The organism is Raoultibacter timonensis (assembly GCF_900240215.1).
GTDB classification, from domain to species: domain Bacteria; phylum Actinomycetota; class Coriobacteriia; order Coriobacteriales; family Eggerthellaceae; genus Raoultibacter; species Raoultibacter timonensis.
The window spans coordinates 1,320,943-1,340,510 of sequence record NZ_LT964679.1; the positions used below are offsets into that span (position 1 = coordinate 1,320,943).

Below are 19,568 nucleotides of genomic sequence, written 5' to 3' on the forward strand. Positions count from 1 at the left end.
CGCGCGAACGCAAACGGGGTCTCTGCCCATCTGGGCAAAGACCCCGCAATTCCAAGACTTCGGGCAGTCGCTCAGTGCACGCTGCACGACAGGCACGGATCGTACGCCCGCACGAGCTTTTCGATCTCGAGCCGAATCGAGTCCTCGGGCCGACCCTCGCCGCTGAGCCTTTCCGCGAGCTGGCGCATATCGGCCTCCAGATTCGCCACGTTCTGAGCGGTCGGCGTCATAATGGACGCATGGACGACCTTTCCCTCACCATCGAGCGTCAGATCGTGGAACAGGGCTCCGCGCGGCGCCTCGGTGAACCCGACCCCGCGGCCCGCCTTCACTTCGAATTCGACGGGTTCGCTCGATCCAGCGACCGCACCCGAGGCGAGCGCCCGGCAGATCCCCGCGCACCGATCGAGCGCGTCGACGAGTTCGACGGCCTGTGCGACGTTGTTCATGAACGGATTCTTCTCGGGCGGCCGCAAGCCCGCTTTCGCAGCGGCCACCTTCGCCTGCGAGCTCAGGTTCGCCCACGAAGCGTTGATGCGCGCAAGCGCTGCGGTCATGTAGGGCGCGCCCGTGTCCTTCACCCGCGCGAGCAGGGCGCCTGAATGGGGTACGGGGTATTCCTCGATATGGTCGTCGACGTCGTTCGCATCGAACTCGATGCCCGCTTTCAAGAAACGCGCGGTATCGGAGCATTCGATCGGGTAGTAATCGTCCATCACCATGGCGAGCATATCGCCCTCGGTGGCGATGTCGGGCACGTCGAAGGAGTCGAACAGATCGACCGTCTTGAGCACGAACGGCACCATGGCGTCCATCTTGTCGGCGAGCTCCAGGTATTCCGAGGCTTCGATCTCGTGGGTGAACCCGCCGACGACCGCCGTGATCGGATGGACGCTGCGGCCGCCGACCTTCGTGCACAGCTCGTTGCCGAGCGCCTTGAGCTCAAGCGCCTGCTCGAGCAGCGCCGGATCGCTTTCGGCCAATGGAAACACGCTCGGCAGGCCCACGAAATCGGGGGCAGCGAACACGAAGAGGTGCGTAGCGTGGTTCTGCAGATAGGATCCGTAGATCAAAAGCTCGCGCAACGCGCGGGTGCGGTCGGTCGGCCGAACGCCGAAAATGCGCTCGATGGCCTTCAGGTCGGTGACCACATGGCTTGCCGAGCAGATGCCGCAGATCCGCGAGGAGATGTAGGACACCTCGGTGTAACTGCGTCCGCGAACCATGCTCTCGAACAGGCGCGCAGGCTCGACGACGTTCATTTCGACCGTCTCGACAACGCCGTCCTTGATGACCACGTGCACGTTGCCGTGGCCCTCGATGCGGGCGATGTGATCGACCTGTATGGAGGTTTTCGTCATGGCTGAAACCTAATCCTTCGCTTATCTGTGAGGGTTCGTCTGGTTGAACATCTCAAGGGCCTTGTCGAACGCCTCGACCGATACGCCGTAGCGCTCGACCGATTCGCGCGCCGATTCCAGGTTGGCATCGGGCGATATGCCGCGGCAGCCGTTGCACGGGCGACCGAGGTTCACGCAGCGCGCGCCGCATCCGGCAAGCGTCACGAGGCCGAGGCACATCGTGCCTTCGCCGTAGAAGCAGCCCGTCTCATTGCGCTTGCAATCGCCGCACATCGTGCGCGTTGACTGCGTGGCGTTCGAGCCGTACAGCGCTCGGGTGAGCGTTTCGATGAACTCGAACGGATCGATCGGGCAGCACGGCACGCGGTACTCCACGTCGATGACGCTCGGCACCGAGCGCGGCGCGATCATGGAGCCGCATGCCTCGGGAACGCTCGCGTACACCTCGGTCGGGCGTGACCGGTAGTCGGCTGCCGCCATGCCGGGAATGCNGCGAGCGAGAGCACCAAAAGAACAATCAGCAGCACAGGGCCGCCGATTGAAAGAGGTTTCCTTTGCTGGTTGAGGGCCACGAGGCGCTTCTCACCGCCTTATTTCGATCGCATAAGGGTCTGTTTGAGCGCGGTCGGGGTTTCGAGTACCTTGAGGCATCCGGTTACGACGTTGGTAAGCGCAGTCTCGCTGACCCATACGGGAATCTCGAGCTTGTCGGTAAGGTAGCGATCGAGGCCGGAAAGCAGGCCGCCGCCGCCGGTGAGCAGGATGCCGTTCTGGATGATGTCGGAAGCCAAGTCGGGGTTGGTCTTCTTGAACGTTTCCTTTATGTGCACGACCATCTCGTCGATGGGCGCCTGCAGTGCGGCGCGCACATCCTCCGATTGGATCGTAACTTCTTTGGGTTGCTCGGTGACCACATCCTGGCCCGAGATGATCATATCGCGCTCGCGGCCGTCCTCGAAAGGCAGGATCGATCCGATTTTGATCTTGATGACCTCCGCGGTACGCTCGCCGATCTTGATGCCCAGAAGATCGCGCAGATGAACGGCAATGGCCTCGTCCATACGGTTGCCGGCCAAGCGCAGCGAAGACGACGTGACAATGCCGCCGAGCGAGATAACGGCCACTTCGGTGGTGCCGCCGCCGATGTCGACGACCATCGAGCCTGTAGGCTCGGTAACCGGAAGGTCGGCGCCCATCGCAGCCGCCATGGGCTCTTCGATGAGGTACGCCTGACGGGCGCCGGCCTGGATGGCCGCCTCGAACACGGCGCGCTTCTCGACCGAGGTTGCGCCGCAGGGAATGCAGATGACGATACGGGGTTTGGCCTGCCAGGGGTACTTGCGCACCGATGCCTTGCTGATGAACGCCGAGAGCATCGCCTCGGTCACATCGTAATCGGCGATGACGCCGTCACGCAGCGGATGCTCCGCCGAAAACGCGTCGGGCGTATGGTTGATCATGTTCTTCGCCTCGTGGCCGACCGCCAAAACGCGATGCGTGCTCTTCTCGATAGCGACAACCGAGGGCTCGTTGATAACGATACCCTCGCCCTTGATGGCGACAAGCGTATTGGCAGTCCCGAGGTCGATGGCCATGTCGGACGACATCTGGCCCCCGAATCCCGAAAACATATCGAAAATGGACATAAAGGCTAACCCCTTTATCATCATTAAACATGCGAACCTGCATTTTAGCACAGGGCAAAATGGACTGTGCCAAAATCCACAGGTGGTACATGCTGCGATTGAATCGCGCGAACGCAAACGGGGTCTCTGCCCATCTGGGCAAAGACCCCGCAATTCCAAGACTTCGGGCAGTCGCTCAGTGCACGCTGCACGACAGGCACGGATCGTACGCCCGCACGAGCTTTTCGATCTCGAGCCGAATCGAGTCCTCGGGCCGACCCTCGCCGCTGAGCCTTTCCGCGAGCTGGCGCATATCGGCCTCCAGATTCGCCACGTTCTGAGCGGTCGGCGTCATAATGGACGCATGGACGACCTTTCCCTCACCATCGAGCGTCAGATCGTGGAACAGGGCTCCGCGCGGCGCCTCGGTGAACCCGACCCCGCGGCCCGCCTTCACTTCGAATTCGACGGGTTCGCTCGATCCAGCGACCGCACCCGAGGCGAGCGCCCGGCAGATCCCCGCGCACCGATCGAGCGCGTCGACGAGTTCGACGGCCTGTGCGACGTTGTTCATGAACGGATTCTTCTCGGGCGGCCGCAAGCCCGCTTTCGCAGCGGCCACCTTCGCCTGCGAGCTCAGGTTCGCCCACGAAGCGTTGATGCGCGCAAGCGCTGCGGTCATGTAGGGCGCGCCCGTGTCCTTCACCCGCGCGAGCAGGGCGCCTGAATGGGGTACGGGGTATTCCTCGATATGGTCGTCGACGTCGTTCGCATCGAACTCGATGCCCGCTTTCAAGAAACGCGCGGTATCGGAGCATTCGATCGGGTAGTAATCGTCCATCACCATGGCGAGCATATCGCCCTCGGTGGCGATGTCGGGCACGTCGAAGGAGTCGAACAGATCGACCGTCTTGAGCACGAACGGCACCATGGCNCGATCGCGACGACCGCTTTGGCTTTGGACCGAAGCTCGCGCACGAGCGCCTCGGATTCCTCGGTCGTCACGGCGCCCTCTATGATGGCGACATCGAAATCGTCGGGCATCGGCTCGCTCGACGCGAGCTGCCAGTAGGTGAGGTCGATCTGCCCGAGCACCTCGAGCAGATGCGATTCGACGTTGGTTATCTGCAGTTGGCAGCCGAAGCAGCTGGCCAGACCCACGATCACCACACGGGGCGGCATGGGTTTCTCGTCGCATGCTATACAGTTCGCGCACATATCACATCGACCCCTGGATATTCTTGGCTTCCCAATAGTTGAACACCGGTCCGTCGATGCAGACGTACTGGTGCCCGATCTGGCAGTGGCCGCACTTGCCCATGCCGCACTTCATATGGCGCTCGAAGCTCACGTAGATGTGATCGTAGCTGATGCCCTTCTTGCGCATCTCGTCGATGACGAAGCGGTACATGACGGGCGGCCCGCAGATGGCTCCGAACGTGTTGGTGGCGTCGAGCTCGAGGTGCTCGAACGGCTTGGTTACGAGGCCCACTTCCCCATCCCACGTGTCGTCGGGCACGTCGACGGTCAGGTACAGGTCGAAATCCTTGCGGTGGCGCCACATCTCGAACTGGTTGCGGAACATCACCTCGCTGGGATTCTTCGCGCCGTAGATGATCGTGACCTTGCCGAACTCGCTGCGCTCGTCGTGGATGTTGTTGATGAGCGAGCGCAGAGGCGCAATCCCGAGACCCCCCGCAACGCAGAGGATGTCGTGGCCCTTCATCTCTTCGAAGGGAAAGCCGCGGCCGAACGGTCCGCGCAGCCCCACGATATCGCCGCACTGCATCTTGTGGAGCACCTCGGTGAATTCGCCGGTGCGACGCACGCACAGCTCGATGAACCCCTGCTTGGAGGGCGATCCCGAAATGGAGATGGGGCTCTCGCCCACGCCGAAGATGCTCACCTCGACGAACTGGCCGGGCTCGTGGCGAAACGCCTCGCGGACCCGCTCGTCGATCAGGCGGAACTCGAAGAGCTTCTCGGTGGGCGTGATCTCGATGATCGACGTGATGCGCGCAGGCCAGGGCCTGTACGGGTTTGCCGCCATCATCTCATCGCCCGTCATGGGCCGCGTGTAATCGGCTACGGGCGACACGTGCACGGTGTTCGCCGCACAGCTATTCGCCATCTTCGGCCCCCTTCCTCTCGAAGAATTTCAGTACTTCGATGGGGTTGATGTTCGCCTTGCATGCCTTCACGCACCGGCCGCATCCCACGCAGAGCATGCGGTCGTGGTTGGCAAGAAACCCGTTGAGCTTGTGGTACATACGGTGCCGCACGCGGTTGCGTCCGTTCTCGCGGAAGTTGTGCCCACCCGCTACCAGCGCGAATTGGGGAGCCGTGCAGGCGTCCCAGGTGCGTTCCCGCTTTCCGGTCTTGCCGTTCGCGTCGAGCGTGTCGCGAATGTCGAAGCAGAAGCACGTGGGGCACACCGCCGAGCACGCCGTACATGCCAAACACCTGCCACCGAGCTCCTCCCAGTAGGGATCCTTGTGGAACGCATCCATGAGCATGGCGACTTCCTGGATGTCGGGCACCTCGCGATTGAAGCTCTCCTGACGCTTGCGGGTGGCGTGGCGAAACTCGATACGGTCTTCATCGGTGGCGACACGCGGGTCGCATGCGGCCTCGAGGATGTTAGCGGCCTCGACGCTCGAAATGCTCACCAGATATTTTCCGCCGATATCCTGTAAAAACAGATCGTAGCCGAACCGCGCTTCGTCGCTTCCCCACAGATCGCAGAAGCAATGCTCGCTGGGCATGCAGGATATCCCCACGATGAGCGTCGCCTCGCGACGCGCCGTATAGTAGGGATCGGGGTATTTCCCGTCTTTGAACACGAGGTCGAGTCGGTTGATCGCATTGATATCGCACGCATGTGCGCCGAAGATGACCCGCGGCGTGATCTCCACTGCGAAATCGGTCACTTCGTTCACCGTCGCGTCGAATTCGAATAGCGTCTCCTTCGGGGGAAGGAAGTACTTTTTAGGCGACACGATCGTCGTATCGTAGTCGAGTGCTATTTCGTCGGGGCTTTCGATCGCATCAAACACGTAGCCCCGGCCTTGCTTGACCGGAGCTACGACTTCATACGAATCCATGAAAGCCCGAACGAGTGAGGGAAGCTCTGTCGCGTCGATAACACGATATAGCATGCACCTGCTCCTCTTCTTTCAAAACCCGTTTATGGATAAACGGTCCCGTCTGGCAGGTCCGATTGGCTTTACGCGAAGAATATGCCCATCTCGCGCTCGGCCGACTCAGGGGAGTCGGAACCATGAATGACATTCTCGTCCATAATGAGGCCGAAATCACCGCGAATCGTGCCGGGGGCAGCATCGGCGGGATTAGTGGCGCCCATGAGCGTGCGGCACTTCGCAACCGCGCCGTCGCCCGAGATGATCATCTTGACGACGGGACCCGAGGTGATGTACTCGATGAGCCCGTTGTAGAACGGCTTGCCCTCGTGCTCGGCGTAGTTGGCTGCCGCCTGCTCGGGGGTCACCATGCCAAGCTCCATGCGCTCGACGCTAAGGCCCGCACGCTCGAAGCGGTTGACGATCTCGCCGATGTGCTTGTTCTTCACGCCGTCGGGCTTGATCATGATGTAGGTCTTCTGTACTGCCATGTTCTTCCTTTCGAATGGTACCTGGTTTGCGCATACGGCCTGCGCAGGGCATGCCGCACAGCTATGCGATCAGGGCAAGAAGAGTCGGGCTGCGCAGGGCAATCCGGCTCGTCACCTGCTATGACTGGTTTTGGGAGGCAAAATACAGCTCGACGCTGGAAACCTTCCAGCCGATGACGTCGCGCACGAGCGACACCTCGTACTGAACCTCTCCCCCGTCGGCCGTCTTGGCCGTAACGTAAGCCGTCGATTCGCTCATCGACTTGTTCATGCCGTCGATCGTCGCACTGGGATCTGCGGTAACCTGCGCGAGCATCGATTGGACCTTGTCCTCGGACACGTCCTTCGCAAATACCGACGAGGACGCAGCCTCGGGATCGGCGAACAGCTCCGCGACCACCGTTTCCTGACTCGGATACCCATAGCCCTGGGTGAAAAGGAACACGCCGGCAGCGAGGGCGATCAGGATCAGCGCGATGAACACCACGAGGATCTTGAGGCCGACGTTGCGGCGTTTGCGATCCTGCTTCGCAAGGCCCTTCGACCACTGCTCGAGCTCTTCGTCGCTCGCGTTAAAGAAACGGTCGTCGGGAGCGTAGCCGGGCATCGCTTCGGCACCGTAGGGCTCGTTGTAGTAGTACGCATCCTGCGGATTGCCGTACGCGTACGGGTCGTCCGCCGGATAGGCCGGGGTTCCGTCGGCGGGGACGTCGAGACCCGACATGTCGGCGCCGATCGGCGACATGATGGCGGTCATCTCGGAGGTGCCACTCGCAACGGATCCGACCGCGCGCTGGTAGTCGACGTTTGCCGAATCGCTGAGGAAGTACGTCTTGTCGGCCAAGGCCGATTCGAATGCGGTAACCGCTTTCTGCATCTGCCCGCAGGCGACGTATGCCTGGCCGAGGTTTGCGAACAGCTTGTTCTTCGTCGCCGCCGGCATATCGAACTGCAAAGCGCTCTCGTAGGACGTCACCGCATCGGCGGGACGATCGAGAGCCATGAAGCAGATGCCGAGGTTCAGGAGCGCCTTGGTCGGATCGGGGTTGCCTTCGTCAAGCGCCGCCTGGCGAAACGCTACGCCTGCCTCCGCCGATTTCCCGAGCTTCAGAAGCGCGCTGCCCATCGCGGAATACGCCTTGTGGGGGGTGTCGTACTTCGCATCGGAGACCGAAATCTCGAAGTGCCTGACGGCATCCTCGTAATCATGGAGAGCCGCATACGCCATGCCCAGGTTGTAGTTGACCGCGCCGACCGCGTCGTACGTCGAATCGGCAGTCGCCTGGGTGTAGGCGTGGATCGCCTCGTTGTAGTCATCCAGCTTGACAAGGCAGTTGCCGATCTGGTGGTACAGAAGGCCCATCTCCCCCGGAGCCAGCGGGTGGCTGACATCCTGCAAACACTGCGTATACGCACCGAGCGCCGCTTCGTAGTTCCTCGAAGCGTACGCAGCGCGAGCCTGCTGGAAAATCTCGTTGTTCATCTGCTTCCTTTGAGTGTCGTTTGTTCGAGCCGCCGAGCAAGCCCGCCTTTAGGCGTTGGCGTTCTCGATCTCGATGCCCTCGATCACATCGCCAACGCGCAGCTGCCCGATGACGTCTTTGCCCTCGATGGTCTGCCCGAACACGGTATAGCCCGAATCGAGCGAGTGTTGGGGCCCGAGGCACAGGTAGAACTGCGAACCTGCGGAATTCGGGTCCTGGGACCGCGCCATGGCAAGCGCACCGTCCTCATGGACGTTGTTGGGGTTGGTGGAGAATTCCTCTTTGATCGAGTAGCCGGGGTTGCCGGTGCCCAATCCCGCAAAGGGATTTCCCTCAGCGGCCTTCACCTGTTCGGGATCGAGTTCGCGCGTCTTGGGGCAGCCGCCCTGGATGACGAAACCGGGAACGTAGCGGTGAAACTTCAGGTTGTCGTAAAAACCCTTCTGTGCAAGCTCGACGAAATTGCCCACGTGGATCGGGGCGTCCTTGCCGGCAAGCTGAACGCGGATATCGCCCTTGGACGTCTTGATAACGGCGATCTCATCGCCTGAGGGCTGGTACTCGGGAGTATATAACGCCATGGTATGGCTCCTTCTCGCATCGCTTCGGCCCCAAACCGGGCGCATACCGTCATTGCAAGACGGAAGCCCGATGGTGGAACCACGGATTTCAACATACACGAAAGGAGATTTTAGCAGGTAAGTGCAGGCGCTGTCCAAAAACCTTTTATCTCGACTTCAAAACCACACCCACGGGAAACGAGAACGGGTACGCCAACCGATGCTACGACCAGAAAAAGAGGCCGGAACCAAGCTCCGGCCTCGCGCAATCAAAGTGGTGCCCTTGACAGGATTCGAACCTGCGGCTTTCTGCTCCGGAGGCAGACGCTCTATCCCCTGAGCTACAAGGGCACGGGAGCAGATTATACGCTATTATGTCCCAATCATAAAAACAAGTTTCGAAAGAATTCACAGGATCCCATGGAAGACACTGTTCGCATCGAGCGATTGAGCTACGGAAAGGATGCCATAGGGCATCGGACCGACGGAAAAACCATCTTCGTGCACGGCGGCGTACCGGGAGATACGGTGCGCGTGGCGATCGAAGACGAGAAACCGAGCTTCTGCACGGGCAGCATCGTCGAAATCGTCGAACCCTCCCCAGATCGCACGAAGGCGCCCTGCCCCTATGCCGAGGTATGCGGCGGGTGCCCCTGGCAGAACATCGCGTACGCGGCGCAGCTCGAAGCCAAGCGCGCGAACGTGGTTTCCGCACTCGTCCGCACCGCGCGCTTCGAGAGGAACGCCGCCGAAGAACTCGTATCCGCCTGCCTTCCGAGCAAGCGGGAGATGGGATACCGCAACAAGATCGAACTCGGCACCGCGCGCAACGACGCGGGGCGCTTCTTGCTCGGCTTTCGCAAGGAGGACTCGCACGACCTCGTCGCCGTCGAATCGTGCCCCGTCGCCCACGCCGCCATCGCCAAGGCGCCCAAAGCGCTGCGCGGAGCGCTCGGCTACCTGCAACGATCTCAGGATCTCGGCATCTTCCGCGTCGGCGTCCGCCACAGCATGCGCACCCATGATATGGAGATTGCGCTCTGGACCGAACCGGGGGCTTTCCCCCGCAAAGCGGTTGCCGCCACCCTCGAAAGCGCGCTCAAGGCCACGAGCATCGTGCGCGTCATGGCCGACCCGGGCAAAACCCGCAAGGTCAAGGGCGTCGAAGCGCTCAGCGGCAAGGGGTTTTGGGAAGAGGACATGGCGGGAAACCGCTTCAGGACGAGCGCTCCGTCGTTTTTCCAAGTGAACACCGCCCAAGCCGAAAAGCTCATCGATGCCGTTCTCGAGGGCCTCGGCGTTTCGGACGGCGACGTGGTCGCCGATCTGTATGCGGGCGGCGGCACGTTCTCCGTTCCGCTCGCCAAAGCGGGAGCCGATGTGCTCGCCGTGGAATCGGCGTCCTCGTCGGTGCGGGACCTTCGGAGAAACGCCGATGCCAACAGCGTGTACGTCGAGGTCATCGGGGGCGACAGCGCGCGCGAGCTTCCGATGCTCGGCGATCTCGATGCGCTCGTGGTCGATCCGCCCCGCGCGGGGCTCGCCAAGGGGGTTGCGGAAAGCATCGCCGCCGCCGCACCGACGCGCGTCGCCTACGTGAGCTGCGATCCTGCCACCTGGGCGCGCGACGTGGCCCGCTTCCAGGCCGTCGGCTACGAACCCGTGAGCGTCCGCCCCGTAGACCTGTTTCCCCAGACCTATCACACCGAGGTAGTATGCATCTTCGGGCGCCGGGGATAAGCCGGCGCCCGAAGAGGACCATGCCCAAACACGCTTGACCCGAACCTATTGCTTCGGATGCCCCCCGTTTGCCGCCAGGCGTTTCATGGGGCTAAGGGCGATGGCGGCCAGAAACAGGACAAGCGCTGCGATGCCGCACGCCGCGAGCACGATGAACCCCATGTTGTAGCCGAGATTCTGCATGACGGCGGCCACGATAACGAACACCGCCGCGCCTCCGAGGTAGAACCCGCCCATACCGAACGCGTTGATGGACGTATAGTCTTTCATGCCGAACAGCTGCGGAATGAACAGCGCGGGAAGTATCTGGACGGGGCCGATGAGCGCACAGGGAACAAGGCTTGCCACCGCTACGGGCAACGATCCCCCATCGGTCCAGGCCACCATCATGCCGACGCCGACGGCGAATCCGACGAACACGATAATCGAGGTGATCGAGGCCCCGAGCTTCTTCGATACGCTGCCCGAAACCAGGCTGATGACCGCAACGATCACCGCAAAGACCGACAGCAGCGTCGCCGCAAGCGAAGCCGACAGCCCGTTTCCCACGAAGAAATAGGATGCATACGCCGAAAACCCGTTCAGCGGGAACGAGGCGAGCACCATCGCGAGGAAGAACAGGTAGAGGGTCGGCGAGCGCATCGCATCGCGCAACGTGAAGCCCGCAGGCTCGACCGTCTCGGCAGGTTGGTCCGGGGATGCAACCGCCTCGTGGCCGTCGGTATCGGCAGGGGCGCCGGGCGTNATTCGATCAGAACCTCGCCCGCCACGAGAAAACTCATGACACCGACTACGATACCGAATACCGTGGGGGTCCTCTCCCCGTAGAACTCAGCGAGTACGCCCGCTGCCGCCGCATGCGCGCCAATGGCGAGCACCACTCCGTTGATGACGTTCGCCACGTACCAGAGCGCCGTGCTCGTAGCCGAAGCGATGAGGCACAGCACTGCGCACACGCAGATCGTTCCGATGAGCAGGCAGCGCCGCGCTCCGATCTTCGTGATGAATTTCGCACCGATCAGGCTTCCGACGAACGCGAAGATCGTTGCGAGCATGGGTCCGAACGAATAATCGGTGACGGTAGCCCCCATGCCCTCAATGAGCAACGGAGCGATCGCGTTGAGGACAGAGGTTGATCCGATGCCGACTGCGAGGATGATCGCGCACCCCGCGGCGGCCATAGCAGGTCGTTTGCTTCGTGTTTCTTCCATAATCAAGCCTTTCCTTCGTCGTGCGAGGAATTGAGATATGGGATTTCGAACCCGGACGATGGCAGCAGCCATCCGCAGGACGCCGCCGCCCGTCTATCGGATGGAAGCCGCCGCGCCCAGCAGGCAACAGCGGCTTCCGTTCTTATGGTGAAGCAGTCTACGAACGCGATTACGCCGTGAAGATGGTGCAGTGCCGTCCTTCGGCTTCGCGCACCATGTCCATGAGCGAGCCTATCTTGAGCGCTCCCGCGGGACAGCCCGTCACGCACAGGGGGTTCGGATCGTCGTTGTAGCAGGCGCGGCACTTGTCGAGCACCGGCGCGACCAGGTGGTACTGGCGCAGCTTGCCGTCGACGAGGAACGGGGCGCGTCGCTCGGTCTTCATCCAGTCTTCGTCGTACGGGTAGCGATGCGTCTCGCGACAGGCCGATTCGCACCCGAAGCAGCCGGTGCAGTCGTCGAGGTCGAGGAGCAGGGCGATGCCTTCGCCGTCGATCCTTTTCATCACAGATCCCCCCTTCCGGATTCGATCTTGCACAGAGACGAACGCATGGGCGTGGCGCCGTATCCCGGCTCGGCCGGCACCGAGGGAACAAGGATGTTGCCGTTCGCCTTGTCCCAGCCGTAGCCGGGCAACCCGAGCTCGGGGCATTCGTCGCGCCATCCGGGGCGCGGCACCGCGACAACGCCCTTCTTGATCTCGCGCGTCACTTCGGCTTTCGAGATGATATGCCCGCGCGGCGACGAGATGGTGACCCACTCCCCGTCGGTGATGCCGTAGGCGCGCGCATCGTCGGGATGCACGAGTACGAACGGATCGGGGTAGAGCTTGCGCTGCGAGGGAATGTTCGTCCACGCGGAATGGAAGAACGAGTACACGCGATGGCCCGTGATGAGCGTGAGCGGGTACTCCTTCGCGAGCTCGGGCTGGCTGATCGGGCTCTCCGCCGGCTCGGTGTAATCGGGCAGGGGGTCGTAGCCGAACGCCGCCATGGTCGCGCAGTAGAACTCGACGCGCCCGGAAGGCGTCGGGAACCCAGGGCTCCCATCGGGGCGCAGCATGCCCTTTTCGTACTTCTTGAACACGGGCTCGCCCGCCTGGCCGCCCGGCTCGGTGGATCGCACGGGAACCGCCTGGAACTCGTCCCACGTCACATCGAAGCCGTAGAACTCCCTCAGGCGCCAGAGCACCATCTCCTTCTCGTTTTCCCACGGCCAATCCTCGGGGCTCATGCGCTTGCCCCATTGGAGGAAGAAGCGCCAATCGTCCCAGCACTCCCCCGGCGCCTCGACCGCCTGGTCGAACGCCAAGATGAGGTTGCCGTCGAGTTCCTCGTCGTACGTGCAGCGCTCGGACCAGTCTGCCGAGGGCAGCACGATATCGGCGAGCTTGGCCGTCGGAGAGAAGTAGAAATCCTTTACGGCTATGAATTCGAGGTTCGGAGACGTCATGGCCTCGTAGGTGAGGTTCGTGTTCTCGTAGCACAGAAGCGGGTCGTTCGCGATGGCGATGAACGCCTTCACGGGTCGGGGTTCGCCGGTGATCATGGCCTCGAAGGTGGCGTGCGGGTCGTTCGAGCGGCCGAACGACTTGTACAGCGGATGCTCCTCGCCGCCGAACGTGAACAGATCGGGGCGCCCGGGGTCTTTGCCGTCCCACAGCGTGATCCTGTCGTCGAGCATGACCGAGAACGAAAGCGGCACGCTCACGCCGCCCGGCACGTCGATCCAGCCGAGCAGCCCCTGCAAGCAGGCGAGCGCGCGGCCGTTCTGGATGGCATTCGAGTGCATGCAACCCGGCCCAAGGCCTATCATCATGCCAACAGGGCCTTGCGTTCCCATCATTCGGGCGGCGGAGATAACCTCCTCGGGTGTTATCTCGCACACCGCCGCCGTCTTCTCGGGCGTCCATTCCTCGACGCGCTCGGCAAGCTCGGCGAAACCGTAGGTCCAGTTGTCGATCCACTCCTGGTCATACCACTTGTTGCGGATGATCTCGCGCATGATGCCCAGAGCGAGCGCCGCATCGGTGCCCGGGCGCGGCTGGATGGCGAGGTCGGCGTGCTTCGACATGTCCTGGTAGCGCGTGTCGATGACGATGAGGTTCGCACCGGCTGCCTGGTTGTCGTACATGATCTTGGTGAAGGCGCGCTCCATGGCGGGGTTCTGCCCCCAGAGCACCATGGTCTTGGAGTTACCGAGATCCCCCGCTGCGGGGCTGTAGATGCCGAGGCTGATGGCGTTCGGGAGGATGTGGGGCATGAGGCACACGTGCGTCGGCACGAGCGACCAGCCCTCGAGCCCGAGCGACGAGTTCAGGCGGCAGTGCCAATGGTTCGACGTGCGACCGGTGCCCTGCCCGGTGATGATGGCCTCGGGGCCGTATTCTGCAATGATGCGCTTGCAGTTGTCGGCGATGGCGTCGAGCGCCTCGTCCCACGTGATGCGCTCCCACTCCCCCGATCCGCGCTCGCCGACGCGTTTCATCGGGTAGAGGATGCGCCCCTCGGTGTTGTTGTGTATCTCGCGCTGGGACATGCCTGCACCGCATATGACGCCGGCTGATTTGGGATTGTCGGGATTCCCCTCGACCTTGATGATCTCGTTGTCCTCGTCGGAGTACACGATCACCCCGCATCGCGCGTGGCACGTCGTGCACATGGTCTTGGTCTTCTTAACTCCCATAACCGCTCCTTTCGCATGCTCGTCTTACGTACGCCTCAAAGCTTCCTTTCTCTTCGGTTCGTGCGGATCGCATCGGGCAGCCCCCGCCCGATGCATCTGGTACCTTCATCCTACGATCCTCGAAACCGCCCGTCCAACACAGAACGGTTCGCAACGTACAACCTTCCGTTGTGGATCGATGCCGGCATCCGGCCCACCGCCTTACCCGAATGGCAAACCCCAAGCTTGTGGCAGAAAACGGAAGTTTTTCGTCATCGAAAAGAAGCAAACCGCTCTCGACGGGCCCTCGGTGGGCCGTTCCTGACCGAACGGTTACGTTTTTCCTGATCATCGACGCGTCTCCGCATACGTTTCTCTTCGAGCGACCACAGAACGACGAAAAACTTCCGTTTTCTGCCAACTTGAGGGCCGCCGCCTGCCTGCTACCGTTTCACGGGCTCCAACGTCTCGGGCGAACCGCGCACGCAGCGCGAAATTTTGCTATCATGGCACAAGGTTCGGTGGGGTTTGGGGGCGCACATGCGAATCGAATCTCTTCACTACTTTCTCGAAGTCGCACGGATCGGCTCATTTTCGCTTGCCGCCCGCCAGCTCTACGTTTCCCAGCAAGGGCTCAGCAAAGCCGTACAGTCGCTCGAAAAGGAACTCGGAACAGCGCTGTTCGAACGAACGGGCAAACGCATTCGCCTGACCGAGGCGGGGTTCGATCTCGTACCTCTCGCCACCGCATGCGTCGAAGACTACGCCGCCCTTGAAAAGACCATGCGCAAGCACGCCGAAGCATCCCGCTCATGCGAAACCATCAAGCTGACAGCTATGCCGTTTGTAGCAGGACTGTTCACGCTTATGAGAGATTCGCTTGACGAATACGATCTCAGAAACGTCATACTCGCCGAAAAGAGCATGCCCGAAATACTCGAGGACATCGCCGACCCCACCCAAAGCCCCGAAACGGCGGCCATGGTCGTCGTACCCGATGCGGCCCTCGGCCGCATCGCCGAAAGCCGAGCAGCGGCCTACGTCCCCCTGTTCAGATCGAGCATCGTGCTCGTAGGCACGAAAGCCCTGCTCTCGCCTCGAAAGCGATGCTATACGATCGAGGAGGTTGCCGGGCTTCCCATCGCCTACTACAACGAACCCGTTCTCGAAAGCATCCTGAAGAGCATGTTCGTACGCCATCCGTTCGAAAACGTCATCATGCACGCATCGAACCTCTCGATGATAAACGAGTACATCGAATCGGGACGGGCGGTCACGTTCAGCGATGCCTTCAGCGCCTATCTGAGCGCCGGAGCCGAAGACGCGCTGTATCTGCCCATACGACACGCAGCCACCTTCACCGTCGGGTTTCTCTACTCGTCCGTCGAGCAGGTAGACGCGGCTACCCTCGCCTACATCGACCGCTTTAAAGCCTGCATCGAGGAAACATGCAGCCCGTATCTCGCCAAACACCCCCTCGTCGACGCGCGCCCCCGCCCCGAAGGGGAACATCCCGCAAGCGGGGCAACGCAGTCGTAGTACAATCGAGGCCGAAAGAAAACCGAAGGGAACCCCATGTTCGAACAAGCCAGCCTCGAAGACCTTGCCTCGTTTCGTTTCGGCCATGCCGCCGATGCCGAACTCGCAACCGGATGCACCGTCGTCATCGCACCCGAAGGGGCCGTGTGCGGCATCGACGTGCGCGGCGGCGGACCCGCTACCCGGGAAACCGATCTGCTCAAACCAGAGAACATGGTCGAGGCCGTGCATGCAGTCGTCCTTTCGGGCGGTTCGGCATTCGGACTCGAAGCGAGCTCGGGCGTTATGGACGCCCTCGCCGAACGGGGCGTCGGCTTCCCCGTCGAAACCGCACGGGTACCCATCGTTACCAGTGCGTGCCTGTTCGATCTGCTGATCGGAAAACCGGGTCACCCCGACAAAGCCATGGGCCGCCGCGCCGCCGAAGCGGCGTTTGCGTGCGAGCCGTTTGGAGAAGGCAACGTTGGAGCGGGAACCGGCGCAACCGTCGGCAAGCTCCTCGGGAGCGAACGCGCTATGAAATCGGGGTTCGGCATCAACGCGATGCGATTCGGCGACCTCGTCGTAGCGGCGCTCGTAGCGGTCAACGCGCTCGGCAACGTTCGAAACAAGGATGGGGTCTGGATCGCCGGATGCCGCGATGATGATGGATCAGTCATGGACGGGACTACGGCATTCGAATTCGCCGCGCAGGCGATGGCGGCTCAGGCCGCCGCTCAAACGGCGGCGGAAGCGCCGGAGTCGCCGGCAGAACCGGGCGGCCCCCCCTGCGCCAACACGACGATCCGCGTCGTCGTCACCAATGCGCGCCTGACCAAGGCGCAGGCGACCAAAGTCTCGTCAACCTGCCATGACGCCTACGCGCGCGCCATCAAGCCGGTTCACACCTCAAACGACGGCGACACGATCTTCACGTTCGCTTCCGGCGATATCGCCGCCCCGAGCGATCTTGTAGCCGTCATGGGAACCGAGGCGATGCAGCAGGCCATCTGCCGAGCCGTCACCTCGGCTGCATCGGCGTACGGCCTGCCCGCTGCCGACGATATCGCGTGAGGACGGCCATGGACTCGCATAAGATCAGAAACCGCACGCTCTTTCTTGCGGCGGTCATCTTCACCGGCGCCCTCGCCGGTGCGTTCGTATGGGCGTTCTTCCTCGTTATGAACATCGGGTTGAACTTCGTCTGGAAAACGCTTCCCGACCGCATAGGATTCGCGTTCTTCCCGCTCGTGGTCTGCACGATCGGAGGCCTCGTCATCGGCCTGTACCAAAAGAGGTTCGGCCCCTATCCCGAAGAGCTGAACTCGGTTATGAAGAAGGTGAAGCAGAACGGGCGCTACGAGTACGACGATATCGGCATCTCGTCGGTTGCGGCGCTTCTACCGCTCCTGTTCGGGGGCAGCATCGGGCCCGAAGCCGGGCTCACCGGCGCCATCGCAGGCTTATGCACGTGGGTCGGCGACCGTATGAAGCGCTTCGGCTCCGACTTCAAGAACCTCACCTCGATCGGCACCTCGGCGGCGCTCTCCGCCATATTCACCGCGCCGCTGTTCGGATTCGCAGCGCCCCTCTACGGAAGCTGCGAGGAGAACGGCGACGATGACGACACGCTCGTGTTACCGAAAACCTCGAAGATCATCGTGTACCTGTGCGCCATCGCCGGAGCCCTCGGCGCGTTCATGGGGCTCGGCGCCCTGTTCGGCGGCGGCATGGGCCTGCCCCGCTTCACCGAGATACACATCGGAACAACCGAACTCGTCTGGCTGATTCCCATCACGCTCGTCGGCGCAGCCGGGGGATGGCTCTACCACCTGTTCGACCGCTTCTCGCTCGGGTTCAGCACGCTTTTAGGCAATCGCCCGGTCATCAAAGCGGTCATCGGCGGCATGGTGCTCGCCTCGTGCGGCATGGTGCTGCCGTTCACGATGTTCGCGGGCGAAAGCCAGACCCATACCCTATCCGGCATCTGGACGACGATGCCCGCCATCGTGCTTTTGCTGACCGGGTTCGCAAAGCTGTTCACCACGCCCTTCTGCATCCATACCGGGTGGCGCGGCGGCCACTTCTTCCCCGTCATCTTCTCGGGAATCTCGATCGGCTACGGCTGTGCGCTGCTCACCGGGGCCGATCCCGTGTTCTGCCTCTGTGCCAGCACGGCCGCCGTCTGCGGCGGCGTTATGCGCCAGCCGCTCATGGCGGTGCTGCTGCTATTCCTGTGCTTCCCCGTGAAAGGCGTCGTCATCATGCTCGTGGGGGCCATCATCGGCTCGGCTATCCCCCTGCCGAAGTTCCTTCAGCCCGAGGATGGGTCCCTTGCGAAACCGAGCGAGAAGGCCAATGAAGGGGACGGGGCGAAACCGGTCGGGAAAACCGGCACCTCGTAGCACCGGACGCGCTCATCCCCTTGCAGCCGCCAAGCGTCCAGTCGGACCCCCGAAGCGCCGATCCGACAACGCGGGCGGACGCGTGCACCCGATCGGCTTTGCTTGAGCGGGCCCCGAGCACGAAAAAGGGGCGCAGCTTGCGCAAGCTGCGCCCGACTTCGCTTCAACGAGGTGAGCGGGGTCTTACGATTCGATGCGGGAACGAGCCTCTTTGAGCAGCTTGGCGATGCGCTCGGAGTATTCCACATCGACAAGGCCCGCCTCCTTGGCCAAATCGATGATCGGCGCATCGTTCCAGAGCGCTTCGAGGCGGTAGTATTCGCGCGTTTCAGGCTGGAACACGTGTACGACGAACTCGCCGTAGTCGAGCAGCGCCCACAACCCGTCGGCTGTACCCTCGCGATGTAGGGGCTTCACGCCAGCGATCTTTCGTTCCTGCTCTTCTATCTCATCGATAATCGATTCTACTTGGCGGCTGTTCGCCGCAGTTGCGATCACGAAGTAGTCGGTCACGGAAATGAGGTCTTTGACCTCCTGGACCATGATATCGGTCGCCTTCTTTTCATCGGCTGCGCGCGCTGCGATGAGCGCGCACTCTTTTGCGGTCGGCGTTTGCGTCACTTGCTTCCTTTCTTCTGTTCCGCTTTTCGCGGTTTTTTCCTCACGTCGCGCGAACGCTCGACGTAGTAATTCCATACGTTTACGGTATCGGGGTGCATCCTGCGCTTCTTCTCAACGAGAAACGCGATCACATGCTGAAACGTCGCGAGGAACAGCTCTTCGAGGCTTACCTGGCCGATCCGCTCCCGCACGGCCGCCATGCCGTCGAAGGGGCGAAGCGGCTCGATGGCATCGGCGGTGTACACCACCATGTCGAGATCCGTCATGCCGACCTCGGCCGACGTATGACGGGCGATCGCCTGCAGCACATCGTCGCCGATTTCGGGATACGCCCGTGCGAGATCGAGCGCGGCGGTCGGCCCGTGCAGAAGACGCGGCATGCTCTCGAGTACGACGGGATTCGTCTGCACGCCGAGTTCGCGAGCACGCATGCGCGCGTCGTCGTCGGAATAATCTTTGTCCCAATCGTGGAGAAGGCCCGCGAGGCGGGCTTTTCTCTCGTCGACGCCATAGGCCCGTGCAAGACGGACGGCCATGTCCGAAACGCTGAGCGAATGCTCGTACCGCTGGGGGGCAAGGCGCTGCCTCAGGCTCTTTTTCGCCTGTTCGTAAAACTCATCGGTCAGAGATTCTTCGGCCACGGGATCCTCCTTCCTCGCCGATCGCGCATCTGCCCAGTATCGGGCAATCGTGCGATTCCCGCAAGCAGGCTCACGACATGTTCGCAAGAATGTTCCCCGTTCGCAAC

The 19,568-nt window shown here is 62.0% G+C and carries 20 protein-coding genes and 1 tRNA gene; 4 read left to right on the forward strand and 17 right to left on the reverse strand.

The genetic code is table 11. The annotated features are described in order from the left end of the window. Window positions 1-71: 71 nt before the first annotated feature. From C1722_RS05865 to C1722_RS05915, 11 genes are all read right to left on the reverse strand, one after another. Window positions 72-1,361, reverse strand: coding sequence for a Ni/Fe hydrogenase subunit alpha (locus C1722_RS05865; protein ID WP_102378411.1), 1,290 nt, complete (start codon window positions 1,359-1,361; stop codon window positions 72-74). A 21-nt stretch (window positions 1,362-1,382) separates the two neighbouring features. Then, window positions 1,383-1,841: a hypothetical protein gene (locus tag C1722_RS05870; protein WP_244902460.1), complete on the reverse strand. Its 459-nt coding sequence runs from the start codon at window positions 1,839-1,841 to the stop codon at window positions 1,383-1,385. Between the two features lie 110 nt (window positions 1,842-1,951). Next, window positions 1,952-3,007 carry a rod shape-determining protein gene (mreB, locus tag C1722_RS05875; RefSeq protein WP_102378410.1) on the reverse strand — a complete coding sequence of 352 codons (1,056 nt, stop codon included), beginning with the start codon at window positions 3,005-3,007 and terminating at the stop codon, window positions 1,952-1,954. Between the two features lie 175 nt (window positions 3,008-3,182). Next, window positions 3,183-3,905 carry a nickel-dependent hydrogenase large subunit gene (locus C1722_RS05880; RefSeq protein ID WP_244902461.1) on the reverse strand — a complete coding sequence of 241 codons (723 nt, stop codon included), beginning with the start codon at window positions 3,903-3,905 and terminating at the stop codon, window positions 3,183-3,185. After that, a complete protein-coding gene (locus C1722_RS05885; protein ID WP_425319339.1) occupies window positions 3,827-4,204 on the reverse strand; it encodes an NADH-quinone oxidoreductase subunit B family protein in 378 nt (125 codons plus the stop codon). The genes C1722_RS05880 and C1722_RS05885 overlap by 79 nt, the downstream gene beginning before the upstream one ends. Before the next feature lies 1 nt (window position 4,205). Continuing rightward, on the reverse strand, window positions 4,206-5,117 hold the full coding sequence (locus C1722_RS05890; RefSeq protein ID WP_102378413.1) for an FAD/NAD(P)-binding protein: 912 nt from the start codon (window positions 5,115-5,117) through the stop codon (window positions 4,206-4,208). Further along, complete coding sequence (locus C1722_RS05895) at window positions 5,107-6,144, reverse strand: 4Fe-4S dicluster domain-containing protein (protein ID WP_102378414.1); 1,038 nt, start codon at window positions 6,142-6,144, stop codon at window positions 5,107-5,109. Before C1722_RS05895 ends, C1722_RS05890 begins: the two co-directional genes overlap by 11 nt. Before the next feature lie 68 nt (window positions 6,145-6,212). Further along, entirely contained in the window at window positions 6,213-6,617 is a 405-nt protein-coding gene (ndk, locus tag C1722_RS05900) for a nucleoside-diphosphate kinase (RefSeq protein WP_102378415.1), read from the reverse strand. Window positions 6,618-6,735: 118 nt separating this feature from the next. Then, window positions 6,736-8,100 (reverse strand): tetratricopeptide repeat protein, encoded by a 1,365-nt coding sequence (locus C1722_RS05905; RefSeq protein ID WP_102378416.1) that lies wholly within the window; start codon window positions 8,098-8,100, stop codon window positions 6,736-6,738. Window positions 8,101-8,148: 48 nt separating this feature from the next. Continuing rightward, the gene (locus tag C1722_RS05910; protein ID WP_102378417.1) at window positions 8,149-8,682 is read right to left on the reverse strand and encodes a peptidylprolyl isomerase; all 534 of its coding nucleotides are present in this window, start codon (window positions 8,680-8,682) and stop codon (window positions 8,149-8,151) included. A gap of 254 nt (window positions 8,683-8,936) precedes the next feature. Next, window positions 8,937-9,012: transfer RNA gene (locus C1722_RS05915), tRNA-Arg, on the reverse strand. Window positions 9,013-9,081: 69 nt separating this feature from the next. On the opposite strand from C1722_RS05915, the gene rlmD reads away from it, so the two are divergent. Then, window positions 9,082-10,401 carry a 23S rRNA (uracil(1939)-C(5))-methyltransferase RlmD gene (gene rlmD, locus C1722_RS05920; RefSeq protein ID WP_102378418.1) on the forward strand — a complete coding sequence of 440 codons (1,320 nt, stop codon included), beginning with the start codon at window positions 9,082-9,084 and terminating at the stop codon, window positions 10,399-10,401. Between the two features lie 45 nt (window positions 10,402-10,446). Here rlmD and C1722_RS05925 read toward each other — a convergent pair whose 3' ends face one another. From C1722_RS05925 to C1722_RS05940, 4 genes are all read right to left on the reverse strand, one after another. Next, window positions 10,447-11,043, reverse strand: coding sequence for an MFS transporter (locus C1722_RS05925; RefSeq protein ID WP_102378419.1), 597 nt, complete (start codon window positions 11,041-11,043; stop codon window positions 10,447-10,449). Further along, on the reverse strand, window positions 10,983-11,684 hold the full coding sequence (locus C1722_RS17660) for an MFS transporter (RefSeq protein WP_425319340.1): 702 nt from the start codon (window positions 11,682-11,684) through the stop codon (window positions 10,983-10,985). The genes C1722_RS05925 and C1722_RS17660 overlap by 61 nt, the downstream gene beginning before the upstream one ends. A 97-nt stretch (window positions 11,685-11,781) precedes the next feature. Continuing rightward, complete coding sequence (locus C1722_RS05935; RefSeq protein WP_102378421.1) at window positions 11,782-12,117, reverse strand: 4Fe-4S dicluster domain-containing protein; 336 nt, start codon at window positions 12,115-12,117, stop codon at window positions 11,782-11,784. Then, window positions 12,117-14,297, reverse strand: coding sequence for a molybdopterin-containing oxidoreductase family protein (locus tag C1722_RS05940; protein ID WP_102378422.1), 2,181 nt, complete (start codon window positions 14,295-14,297; stop codon window positions 12,117-12,119). The genes C1722_RS05935 and C1722_RS05940 overlap by 1 nt, the downstream gene beginning before the upstream one ends. A 519-nt stretch (window positions 14,298-14,816) precedes the next feature. Here C1722_RS05940 and C1722_RS05945 point away from each other — a divergent pair. From C1722_RS05945 to C1722_RS05955, 3 genes are read left to right on the forward strand one after another with little or no spacing between them, the layout of a single operon-like run. After that, the gene (locus C1722_RS05945; protein ID WP_102378423.1) at window positions 14,817-15,815 is read left to right on the forward strand and encodes a LysR family transcriptional regulator; all 999 of its coding nucleotides are present in this window, start codon (window positions 14,817-14,819) and stop codon (window positions 15,813-15,815) included. 36 nt (window positions 15,816-15,851) lie between these two features. After that, window positions 15,852-16,868, forward strand: a complete 1,017-nt coding sequence (locus tag C1722_RS05950) for a P1 family peptidase (RefSeq protein ID WP_102378424.1) — start codon at window positions 15,852-15,854, stop codon at window positions 16,866-16,868. Between the two features lie 8 nt (window positions 16,869-16,876). Next, window positions 16,877-18,199 carry a chloride channel protein gene (locus C1722_RS05955; protein WP_102378425.1) on the forward strand — a complete coding sequence of 441 codons (1,323 nt, stop codon included), beginning with the start codon at window positions 16,877-16,879 and terminating at the stop codon, window positions 18,197-18,199. A 183-nt stretch (window positions 18,200-18,382) separates the two neighbouring features. Here the strand turns inward: C1722_RS05955 and rsfS are convergent, their stop codons facing one another. Further along, on the reverse strand, window positions 18,383-18,820 hold the full coding sequence (gene rsfS / locus C1722_RS05960; RefSeq protein ID WP_244412281.1) for a ribosome silencing factor: 438 nt from the start codon (window positions 18,818-18,820) through the stop codon (window positions 18,383-18,385). Then, window positions 18,817-19,461, reverse strand: coding sequence for a bis(5'-nucleosyl)-tetraphosphatase (symmetrical) YqeK (yqeK, locus tag C1722_RS05965; protein ID WP_102378427.1), 645 nt, complete (start codon window positions 19,459-19,461; stop codon window positions 18,817-18,819). The genes rsfS and yqeK overlap by 4 nt, the downstream gene beginning before the upstream one ends. Window positions 19,462-19,568: the final 107 nt, after the last annotated feature.